Annotated in this window: 10 protein-coding genes, 2 rRNA genes and 1 pseudogene; 12 read left to right on the top strand and 1 reads right to left on the bottom strand. The window is 49.4% G+C overall.

The window, feature by feature from the left end; all coding sequences use genetic code 11:
• The 11 genes and pseudogenes from JJU47_RS14305 to rsmI all read left to right on the top strand — a co-directional run.
• Window positions 1-2,816 (top strand): 23S ribosomal RNA (locus JJU47_RS14305); the annotation flags it as partial.
• Window positions 2,817-2,910: 94 nt separating this feature from the next.
• Window positions 2,911-3,026: ribosomal RNA gene (gene rrf / locus JJU47_RS14300) — 5S ribosomal RNA — on the top strand.
• A gap of 75 nt (window positions 3,027-3,101) precedes the next feature.
• Entirely contained in the window at window positions 3,102-4,523 is a 1,422-nt protein-coding gene (locus JJU47_RS14295) for an aminotransferase class I/II-fold pyridoxal phosphate-dependent enzyme (RefSeq protein WP_228620682.1), read from the top strand.
• Window positions 4,524-4,525: 2 nt separating this feature from the next.
• Window positions 4,526-5,167, top strand: a pseudogene (gene tmk, locus JJU47_RS14290) (dTMP kinase).
• The gene (locus JJU47_RS14285) at window positions 5,164-5,493 is read left to right on the top strand and encodes a cyclic-di-AMP receptor (RefSeq protein ID WP_024372336.1); all 330 of its coding nucleotides are present in this window, start codon (window positions 5,164-5,166) and stop codon (window positions 5,491-5,493) included. The pseudogene tmk and the gene JJU47_RS14285 overlap by 4 nt, the downstream one beginning before the upstream one ends.
• On the top strand, window positions 5,493-6,500 hold the full coding sequence (locus tag JJU47_RS14280) for a DNA polymerase III subunit delta' (RefSeq protein ID WP_366511975.1): 1,008 nt from the start codon (window positions 5,493-5,495) through the stop codon (window positions 6,498-6,500). Before JJU47_RS14285 ends, JJU47_RS14280 begins: the two co-directional genes overlap by 1 nt.
• Window positions 6,501-6,506: 6 nt before the next feature.
• Window positions 6,507-7,337 (top strand): PSP1 domain-containing protein, encoded by an 831-nt coding sequence (locus JJU47_RS14275; RefSeq protein WP_024372338.1) that lies wholly within the window; start codon window positions 6,507-6,509, stop codon window positions 7,335-7,337.
• 23 nt (window positions 7,338-7,360) lie between these two features.
• Window positions 7,361-7,696: a DNA replication initiation control protein YabA gene (yabA, locus tag JJU47_RS14270; protein WP_024372339.1), complete on the top strand. Its 336-nt coding sequence runs from the start codon at window positions 7,361-7,363 to the stop codon at window positions 7,694-7,696.
• 66 nt (window positions 7,697-7,762) lie between these two features.
• On the top strand, window positions 7,763-8,497 hold the full coding sequence (locus JJU47_RS14265; RefSeq protein ID WP_228620680.1) for a tRNA1(Val) (adenine(37)-N6)-methyltransferase: 735 nt from the start codon (window positions 7,763-7,765) through the stop codon (window positions 8,495-8,497).
• A complete protein-coding gene (locus JJU47_RS14260) occupies window positions 8,490-8,768 on the top strand; it encodes a GIY-YIG nuclease family protein (RefSeq protein ID WP_228620678.1) in 279 nt (92 codons plus the stop codon). The genes JJU47_RS14265 and JJU47_RS14260 overlap by 8 nt, the downstream gene beginning before the upstream one ends.
• Window positions 8,740-9,609 (top strand): 16S rRNA (cytidine(1402)-2'-O)-methyltransferase, encoded by an 870-nt coding sequence (rsmI, locus tag JJU47_RS14255; RefSeq protein ID WP_228620676.1) that lies wholly within the window; start codon window positions 8,740-8,742, stop codon window positions 9,607-9,609. Before JJU47_RS14260 ends, rsmI begins: the two co-directional genes overlap by 29 nt.
• Before the next feature lie 16 nt (window positions 9,610-9,625).
• On the opposite strand, the gene JJU47_RS14250 is transcribed toward rsmI, so the two are convergent.
• A complete protein-coding gene (locus JJU47_RS14250; protein WP_024372343.1) occupies window positions 9,626-9,919 on the bottom strand; it encodes a transition state genes transcriptional regulator AbrB in 294 nt (97 codons plus the stop codon).
• Between the two features lie 213 nt (window positions 9,920-10,132).
• Here JJU47_RS14250 and JJU47_RS14245 point away from each other — a divergent pair.
• A partial coding sequence (locus tag JJU47_RS14245; RefSeq protein WP_228620674.1) for a hypothetical protein occupies window positions 10,133-10,334 on the top strand: 202 nt, incomplete at its 3' end.

The following is a 10,334-nucleotide window of genomic DNA, read 5'->3' as shown; positions in this document are numbered from 1 at the left end:
TTGATCCAGGGGTATCCGAATGGGGGAACCCACCGCCGGGAGACTGGCGGGACACCCGTGTGAATACATAGCACGGCGTGAGGCAAACCCGGGGAACTGAAACATCTAAGTACCCGGAGGAAGAGAAAGAAAATTCGATTCCCTGAGTAGCGGCGAGCGAAACGGGAACAGCCCAAACCAGGAAGCATGCTTCCTGGGGTTGTAGGACACTCTATACGGAGTTACAAAGGGATAGGATAGGTGAACGACCTGGAAAGGTCGGCCAGAGAAGGTGACGGCCCTGTAGCTGAAATCTTATCCCCTCCAGAGTGGATCCTGAGTACGGCGGGACACGTGAAACCCCGTCGGAATCCGGGAGGACCATCTCCCAAGGCTAAATACTTCCTAGTGACCGATAGTGAACCAGTACCGTGAGGGAAAGGTGAAAAGCACCCCGGAAGGGGAGTGAAACAGATCCTGAAACCGTATGCCTACAAGTAGTCAGAGCCCGTTAACGGGTGATGGCGTGCCTTTTGTAGAATGAACCGGCGAGTTACGATGGCGGGCAAGGTTAAGCCGAAAAGGCGGAGCCGCAGCGAAAGCGAGTCTGAACAGGGCGCATCAGTCCGTCGTCGTAGACCCGAAACCAGGTGATCTACCCATGTCCAGGATGAAGGTCAGGTAACACTGACTGGAGGTCCGAACCCACGCACGTTGAAAAGTGCGGGGATGAGGTGTGGGTAGCGGTGAAATGCCAATCGAACCTGGAGATAGCTGGTTCTCTCCGAAATAGCTTTAGGGCTAGCCTCGAGGTGAAGAGTTCTGGAGGTAGAGCACTGATTGGACTAGGGGCCCCCACAGGGTTACCGAATTCAGTCAAACTCCGAATGCCAGTGACTTGTACTCGGGAGTCAGACTGCGAGTGATAAGATCCGTAGTCGAGAGGGAAACAGCCCAGACCATCAGCTAAGGTCCCCAAGTGTATGTTAAGTGGAAAAGGATGTGGCGTTGCACAGACAACTAGGATGTTGGCTTAGAAGCAGCCACCATTCAAAGAGTGCGTAATAGCTCACTAGTCGAGTGACGCCGCGCCGAAAATGTAACGGGGCTAAACATACCACCGAAGCTATGGATCCCGTAAGGGATGGTAGGAGAGCGTTCCAAGCAGCAGTGAAGCGGTATCGTGAGGAGCCGTGGAGCGCTTGGAAGTGAGAATGCCGGTGTGAGTAGCGAAAAGAGGGGTGAGAATCCCCTCCGTCGAAAGCCCAAGGTTTCCTGAGGAAGGCTCGTCCGCTCAGGGTTAGTCTGGACCTAAGCCGAGGCCGAAAGGCGTAGGCGATGGACAACAGGTTGATATTCCTGTACCGCCGTACCACCGTTTGAACGATGGGGGGACGCAGAAGGATAAGGTAACCGTGCGACTGGAAGTGCACGGACAAGCAGCGAGGCCGTCGGGTTGGCAAATCCGCCCGGCATACAAGGTTGAGCTGTGACGTGGAGCCCGTAGGGCGAAGTACCGGATTTCACGCTGCCAAGAAAAGCCTCTAGTAAGGAGGTCGGCGCCAGTACCGTAAACCGACACAGGTAGGCGAGATGAGAATTCTAAGACGCGCGGGATAACTCTCGTTAAGGAACTCGGCAAAATGGTCCCGTAACTTCGGGAGAAGGGACGCTTATGGCAACATAAGCCGCAGTGAATAGGCCCAAACGACTGTTTAGCAAAAACACAGGTCTCTGCTAAATCGCAAGATGAAGTATAGGGGCTGACGCCTGCCCGGTGCTGGAAGGTTAAGGGGATGTGTCATCGCAAGAGAAGCACTGAACCGAAGCCCCAGTAAACGGCGGCCGTAACTATAACGGTCCTAAGGTAGCGAAATTCCTTGTCGGGTAAGTTCCGACCCGCACGAAAGGCGTAACGATTTGGGCACTGTCTCAACGAGAGACCCGGTGAAATCATAGTACCTGTGAAGATGCAGGTTACCCGCGACAGGACGGAAAGACCCCATGGAGCTTTACTACAGCCTGATATTGAGGCTTTGTACGCGATGTACAGGATAGGTGGGAGTTTGTGAAGCCGGAGCGCCAGCTTCGGTGGAGACATCCTTGGGATACCACCCTTTGCGTATAGAGTCTCTAACTCGCAGCCGTGATCCGGCTGGAGGACCGTGTCAGGTGGGTAGTTTGACTGGGGCGGTCGCCTCCTAAACAGTAACGGAGGCGCCCAAAGGTTCCCTCAGAATGGTTGGAAATCATTCGAAGAGTGCAAAGGCAGAAGGGAGCTTGACTGCGAGACCTACAAGTCGAGCAGGGACGAAAGTCGGGCTTAGTGATCCGGTGGTTCCGCATGGAAGGGCCATCGCTCAACGGATAAAAGCTACCCTGGGGTTAACAGGCTGATCTCCCCCAAGAGTCCACATAGACGGGGAGGTTTGGCTCCTCGATGTCGGCTCATCGCATCCTGGGGCTGGAGTAGGTCCCAAGGGTTGGGCTGTTCGCCCATTAAAGCGGTACGCGAGCTGGGTTCAGAACGTCGTGAGACAGTTCGGTCCCTATCCGTCGTGGGCGCAGGAAATTTGAGGAGAGCTGTCCTTAGTACGAGAGGACCGGGATGGACGCACCGCTGGTGTACCAGTTGTTCCGCCAGGAGCATCGCTGGGTAGCTACGTGCGGACGGGATAAGTGCTGAAAGCATCTAAGCATGAAGCCCCCTCCGAGATGAGATTTCCCTTTGAGCAATCAAGAAAGACCCCTCAGAGACGATGAGGTAGATAGGTCATGGGTGGAAGCGTGGTGACACGTGGAGCTGAATGATACTAATCGGTCGAGGCTTTGATCTAGTCTATGGTTTGACAATTGATGAACTTCAGTTTTCAGGGAACAAACCCTGAAGGTTATTGACACGTCCGAAGGACGGTGTTAATATTTTCTTTGTCTGGTGGCGATAGCGAAGCGGCCACACCCGTTCCCATGCCGAACACGGAAGTTAAGCGCTTCAGCGCCGAAAGTAGTTGGGGGTCTCCCCCTGTGAGGATAGGACGTTGCCAGGCCAACGCAGAGACGATCAAGCAGATGCTTGGTCGTCTCTTTTTGTATATCAATTGTCTACGGAAGGAGTTTTTCATATGCCGCGCCGACCTAAAAAAAACCCTTTCACCTTTATGGAAGTGTTGGAACAACACGTACGTGAAAGTCGAGTATCGTTTCATGTCCCCGGGCATCACAACGGAACCGTGCGTCACCCAAGCCTCCCAACGCCTTTTAGTAAAATCATGCCTTATGATTTGACCGAGTTAGAGCATCTGGACGACTTACATCAAGCCGAAGGGATTATTCATCAAGCCGAGGAGGCGCTTGGATCTTTATATGAAAGTAAAAGCAAATGGTTAGTCAATGGATCAACTGCTGGAAACTGGAGTATGCTAGCAGCGACTGTGAAGCGGGGTGAACGTGTCTACGTTCAACGGAACTCTCACAAATCTGTTTGGAACGCGATTGAGTGGCTGGGATTAGAACCTGTGTTACTCACTCCGGAAATAGAGCGCGGGAGTGGACTCCCAACAGTGGTAAGTCTCGCAACTGTTCAAGAAGCGGTTTCCCGCTATCCTGATGGCAAGGCCCTTTTGCTCACTTCTCCCACTTACTATGGAGATATGGCAGACATTCAAGCCATCAGTCATTTTCTTCAGTCATGTTCTATTCCGCTACTTGTTGATGAAGCGCACGGAGCCCACCTTATTTATTCTGATCTTCCGAAACGCTCGGCTATTTTCGAAGGAGCCAGCATAGTGGTCCAGTCCGCGCATAAGACCCTTCCTGCATTTACGATGGGGGCGTGGCTTCATTATAAAGAACATATTGATGAGACGCGTTTGCTTCATGCGCTGTCCTCGTTTCAAACGTCCAGTCCCTCGTATTTGATTATGGCTTCTTTAGATCATGCGAGAATGTATTTAGAAAGCCTGACAGAACGCGATTGGTCCCATATTCAAACTAGTCATTTTGCATTTGTCATGGAACTGAAGCGAGCGGGTTTCTCTGTCAAAGTCGGTGATGATTTCACGAAAGTGACGATTCTGACTTACCCAAAAAACGGAATCGCCTTCAGTCGGCATCTCTCTTCTATTGGAATTGACATCGAGCTTGCAGCTGAAGATCATGTGTTACTCTGCCTTCCATTACGGGAACTGAAAATGGAAGAGATCGAACATTGGGTTAAATTGATTAAAAATGCTTCGCAACACGTACCGCTCATTGAAGATGATGAAACGATTTATCCCTTCCCTGTAACAGAACGTGTATCCGAGTTGCACACGATACACGAAGGGATGGAGACAACCCGACTTTCTTTTGAACAGGCGGTTGGTCACATTGCTGCTGAAACAGTAATTCCGTATCCGCCGGGAATCCCGTGGATACTAAAAGGCGAAGTGATCACAGATGAGAAAGTTCGGGTGTTAATCGAATGGATTTCACTCGGTCGGAAGCTTCAAGCGAGCAGACATGTTATGATGAAACAAATTGATGTTATCGTAGAGGAGTTTTAAGTGTGAAAGGTATGTTCATTACGGTTGAAGGACCAGATGGTTCTGGCAAGACGACACAACTGCAGTTGTTAGTGCGTGCCTTGACCGAAAAAGGGTATGAGGTTGTCACGACACGTGAACCAGGGGGAACAAAAGTCGGAAACAGCATCCGAGAAGTGCTATTGTCACCCGAACATGATGAGATGACGGCACGTGTCGAAATGATGTTATATGCGGCCTCTCGAGCTCAAAACGTCGAACAAATCATTCGTCCGGCTTTGTCGCGCGGTGCTGTCGTGGTCTGTGACCGCTTTGTGGATGCATCTATCGCATAACAAGGGTTTGGATTAGGCTATGATTTAGAGCAAATACTAGCACTCAATGAATGGGCGACGGGCGGATTAAAGCCGGATTTGACGTTCCTATTCGATCTGTCTCCAACTCAAGCAAGCAACCGCATGAAAGACCGAGGTCAATTGGATCGGATTGAAAGTCGGGATGAGGCGTTCCATCAACGCGTTTACGACGGATTTCAGACGTTGCTTGGCGAGCATCCGGACCGGATGGTTCGAATTGATGCGAATGAGACAATCGAGAGTATTCAAGATGAGGTATTTGATATTACGTTAGAACGATTAAGAGAAAGAGGAGTGATTGAATCATGAAGATGGTTATCGCAATCGTACATGATAAAGATAGCGCGCGTTTATCGGACGCTTTAATTGAAGAAGACTTTCGCGCAACGAAGCTTGCGACAACGGGAGGATTTTTAAAAGAGGGAAACACGACTTTCATGATTGGGGTTCCAAAAGAACGCCTGGATGATTTGCTTTCTCTAATTAAATCGAACTGTTCGAGCCGAGATCAAATGATCACCCCGATTTCACCGATGGGCGGACATGCTGATTCGTATATTCCTTATCCAGTTGAGGTGCAAGTGGGTGGAGCGACCGTATTCGTCTTGCCAATCGAAGGGTTTCATCAGTTTTAATGGGAGTGAGTCAGATGCGCTTTCAACAATTGGCTCAATCTCAGACAGTAGTGGCCAAAGTGATCGAAAATTCGATTCTGTCTGAAAAAGTCGGACATGCCTATATTTTTTCAGGTGATTACGAACCGTATTTAATTGAAACGGCTCAGCTATTTGCCAAATCACTATTTTGTGAATCTCCGGAAGGGGTCGAACCTTGTGGAGTGTGCAGAAATTGTCGGCGAATGGATTCGGGAAACATTGTCGATTATATTGAGATGGAGCCGGACGGGGCCAGTATAAAAAAAGAGCAAATTCAACAACTGTTGAGTGACTTATCCTTGCGCGGCGCTGAAGGCGATCGCCAAGTATACGTCATCCATCAAGCCCATAAAATGACGACGCAAGCAGCGAACAGCCTTCTTAAATTCTTTGAAGAACCGGGTGTCGGAAAACTTGCCATCCTCGTAACGACCCAACCGCAGCTGTTATTGCCAACGATCCGCTCGCGGGCGCAGCATCTCGTGTTTCGGCCAATTGATCGCAATGAACTCGCCGAAACGTTAGCAGAAGACGTGGCGTGTACGAGTGATTTGGCCCGGCTTGCTCTCGCGGTATATCCTAAATGGGAAGATGCCCGTGAAGTGCTCCATAACGACTGGTTTGTACAGGCGTACGGGCTAGTGGTACAATTAGTTGAAGTATTGACAAAACGTCCGCAAGAATTGCTCTTGTTCGCTCAAGAGAAATGGCTCGGTCATTTTAAAGGGCGCAATGAACTGCGGGTCGGTCTCGAACTATTTGAAAGTTGGTTAGAAGAGTCTCTGCGTTTTAAAGTACGGACGGCATATGTACCGCAATTATTCACACGAGAACAGGCTTTGTATCAGGCTTTCGTGAATGATCGCTCGGTTCATAAAATCGTTCATGCCATTGAACACGTGCACGAGGCGATTCGCCGACTCGAGGCAAACGTCAATCCTCAACTAACGTTCGAACGGTTAACGTTCGATTTACAGAAAGGATAAGAGAGCGTGCTTGAAGTAGTTGGAGTCCGTTTTAAAGAAGCGGGAAAAATCTATTACTTTTCACCAGGCGAAGCAACGCTTGAACGTGGGGACCATGTCATCGTTGAAACGGTGCGTGGAATTGAATACGGAGAAATCGTCCAAGTTGGAAAACAGCTTGGCGAGGATGAGGTCGTTTTGCCATTAAAAACGATTCTTCGTGTCGCTGATCATAAAGATGCTGAAATCGTTCAAGAAAATCGATTGGCAGCTTTTGACGCTCACGCCGTCTGTGAAGAAAAAATCCGTGAGCATCGACTTGAGATGAAACTTGTCGATGTTGAATATACATTTGATCGTAATAAAGTCATCTTTTATTTCACAGCAGAAGGACGTGTTGACTTCCGCGAGCTTGTAAAAGACTTGGCGAGCGTGTTTCGAACACGAATTGAGCTACGTCAAATCGGGGTGCGGGATGAAGCGAAACTGTTAAGCGGGATTGGGCCGTGTGGTCGGGTACTATGTTGTTCATCGTTCCTAGGAGAATTTGAACCGGTATCCATCAAGATGGCGAAAGACCAAAACCTTTCTTTGAACCCAAACAAAATTTCGGGCGTCTGCGGTCGTTTAATGTGCTGCTTGAAATATGAAAACGATACGTACGAAGAGTTGAAGCGTGACTTGCCGGATGTCGGGAAACGAATTAAAATTCCGGAAGGTGACGGGCGTGTCATCGGTCTCAACATCTTAGATCAAATGGTGCAAGTTGAATTGAGTGACCGGACCCGAGTAGTGACGTATACGATTGACGAACTCGTTGAGGTCGGTGCGATCAAACGAAAACCGTCGAAACAGTGATGGGGTGCTGAGCAGTGGAAAGAATGGATAAAAAGGAAGTTATGATGCGAGTCGATGCAATCGAGCAACAGATGCAGCTGTTAACCGAACATCTAGGCGTATTAAAAGAACAATTGGCCTACTTGCTCGAAGAGAATCAGCATATGTATCTCGAGAACCATCATTTGCGTGAGAAGGTAGAACAACTGGCAGAAGTGGAAACGATTGATGGGGACGCTCAAATTGCGCTATCAGGCAAAGGACAGAACAACTTGGCGGCGCTATATCAAGAAGGGTTCCACATCTGTAATTTGCATTACGGGCAAGTTAGAAAAGACGGAGATTGTCTTTTTTGCATGTCGATGTTGAACAAACATTAATACATTGGGGCGATAGACGGAAAGTCCGTCCGTCGCCTTTGTCGTTATTGTAGGAGGGAACGAAGCGTGACAGTAAAACAAGGGGAGCGTCTTGACGACTTGCTCGGGCGCCCCGGAAAAATCATTCAAAGCGATGATGTCTTTTCATTCTCACTCGATGCGGTCTTACTCGCCGAGTTCGTGTGGGTGCCGATTCAAAAAGGGAACTTGGTCGATTTGTGTGCCGGGACGGGGGCGATTCCGCTCTTCTTATCGTACCGGACGAAAGGAAACGTCACCGGTGTTGAGATTCAGCCGAAACTTGTCGACATGGCAAATCGAAGCATCACGGTCAACAAGCTCGAAGGACGGTTGCGTGTTGTAGAAGGAGACGTCAAAGAGGTGGCAACAGTCCTCGGACACGCCCGATATGACGTCGTGACGTGTAACCCGCCCTATTTCTTGGCGAATGAAACGTCACTTCGCAATCAAAACGAACATCATACGATTGCCCGTCACGAAGTGTTGTGCACGCTCGAGGATTGTATCCGATCGGCTAGTCAGTTAGTGAAGCCTGGCGGGAAAGTAGCGTTTGTTCATCGTCCTGAGCGATTGCTTGATATATTGACGCTGATGCGCGCGTACCGGATTGAACCGAAACGGATGCAACTCGTCTATCCAAAGGCGGGACGGGACGCCAACACATTATTGATAGAGGGGTCGAAAGATGGAAAAGCAGGACTCACGATTTTACCTCCGTTCATCGTTTATGAAGAAGATGATACGTACACGAAGGCGATGCGAGACATCCTCGATGCGTAAATATTACGCTTATATTGTCGAGTGTAACGATGAAACCTACTACACGGGCTATACGACCGACGTCGATAAGCGGCTTCAGGTGCATAACGCCGGGAAAGGAGCAAAGTATACGAGAGCCCGTCTTCCGGTGATGCTTCGGTATGTGAAGTCATTCGATACAAAGCGTGAAGCGATGCAATACGAGTGGTCGATTAAACAGTTGACCCGTGCGCAAAAACAAAAGCTGATGGAGGGGACGAGCAATGAACTCACAAAAAAGTTATCAGACTGATGGACCGACACTATACGTCGTACCGACTCCCATTGGCAACTTAGAGGATATGACGTACCGAGCTGTCCGTACGTTACGCGAAGTCGATTTGATCGCAGCCGAAGACACGCGTCAGACGATGAAGTTGTGCCGCCACTTTGACATCGAGACAAAACTCGTCAGTTACCATGAACACAATAAGCAAGTGAGCGGACCGCGACTCATTGAAGACATCCGACTAGGCAAATCGGTCGCTGTCGTTTCAGATGCCGGCATGCCCGGCATCTCTGATCCGGGCAGTGATCTCGTCCGCCTTGCAATCGAAGCAGACATCCCGGTCGTCGTCTTGCCAGGGGCCAATGCGGCTCTTACGGCACTCGTCGCCTCAGGTCTTGCCACGGAACGCTTCCTTTACTATGGATTTTTACCCCGCAAAAAGAAAGAACGGGCGGACGTGTTGACGTCTCTTCAATATGAGCCGGGAACGCTCGTGTTTTATGAGGCACCGCATCGCTTAAAAGAGATGCTCACCGGTATTAAGGCCGTGTTCGGCAATCGAGTCGTCGTTCTTGGCCGCGAGTTGACGAAGACGTACGAAGAGTTTTTACGAGGCACAGTCGATGAGGCGCTAGCCTGGTGTGAAGGAGAAGTGCGCGGCGAGTTCGTCGTCTTAGTGAGCGGCTCGACGGAGACCGCCCCAACGAACGACTGGTGGGACACGTTATCCCCGCTTGAGCACGTGGATCGGTATATCGAAGACGGGCTCAAACCGAACGCCGCCATCAAACAAGTCGCGAAAGAGCGTGGCTTACCACGCCACGAAGTGTATGATGCCTATCATGAAGTCGACAAAAAAGAGTAAGCAAGGAATTCCTTGCTTACTCTTCGCTGTAGTAGTTCTCGAGCATGTTTTTCAACTCGACGAGTACGCGTTGTGCGCCTTCTGGTGAGAGAATCAATTTCCCATCCGCCAATTTGAAGTTATCGTCTGAAACTTCACCAGTGACTTGGCAAGTCATGTTTGGTTTATATTTTTTCAAAACGATTTGCTCGTTGTCGACGTAAATTTCAAGTGCGTCTTTTTCAGCAATTCCGAGTGTCCGGCGTAATTCAATTGGAATAACGACCCGACCGAGCTCGTCTACTTTCCGTACGATACCTGTTGATTTCATTTTGTATTTCCTCCTCCGATGATGTCGAAATCTCTTGGTGACATGAATCGTCAAAATTCGACAATGTTGCTACAGCAAAAAGCATACTAAACTTTCCAATTGCAGTCAACTGCTTACTATTGGAAATGTACATTTTCGAAAAAAGACGATAAAGGAACGATATATTCCTAAATTTCCCCGAATGATAAGGCCTCAAACAAAGAAAGGGTTTTTTTGGAACGATTTTTTGAGAGCTACACAAAAGAATTTCCAAACAATTGGTTTGGAAATTCTTTTCAGACTGTAGACAAAACATTGTCTGCAGTCTTTTTTATTTGCCCGACCGGGCACAGCTCGCTTTTCTGGGGGCAAGCAGGGAGCCGCATCGCGACTTTGTCGCTGCTGGGTCTCCCTTCGCTTGCTGATCCCCTGGAAG

Origin of the sequence: Exiguobacterium sp. (genome assembly GCF_020832205.1) — a bacterium.
Classification (GTDB): Bacteria; Bacillota; Bacilli; order Exiguobacteriales; family Exiguobacteriaceae; genus Exiguobacterium.
Note: the sequence above shows the minus strand (reverse complement) of the source record. Positions and strands in the feature narration are given on the sequence as shown.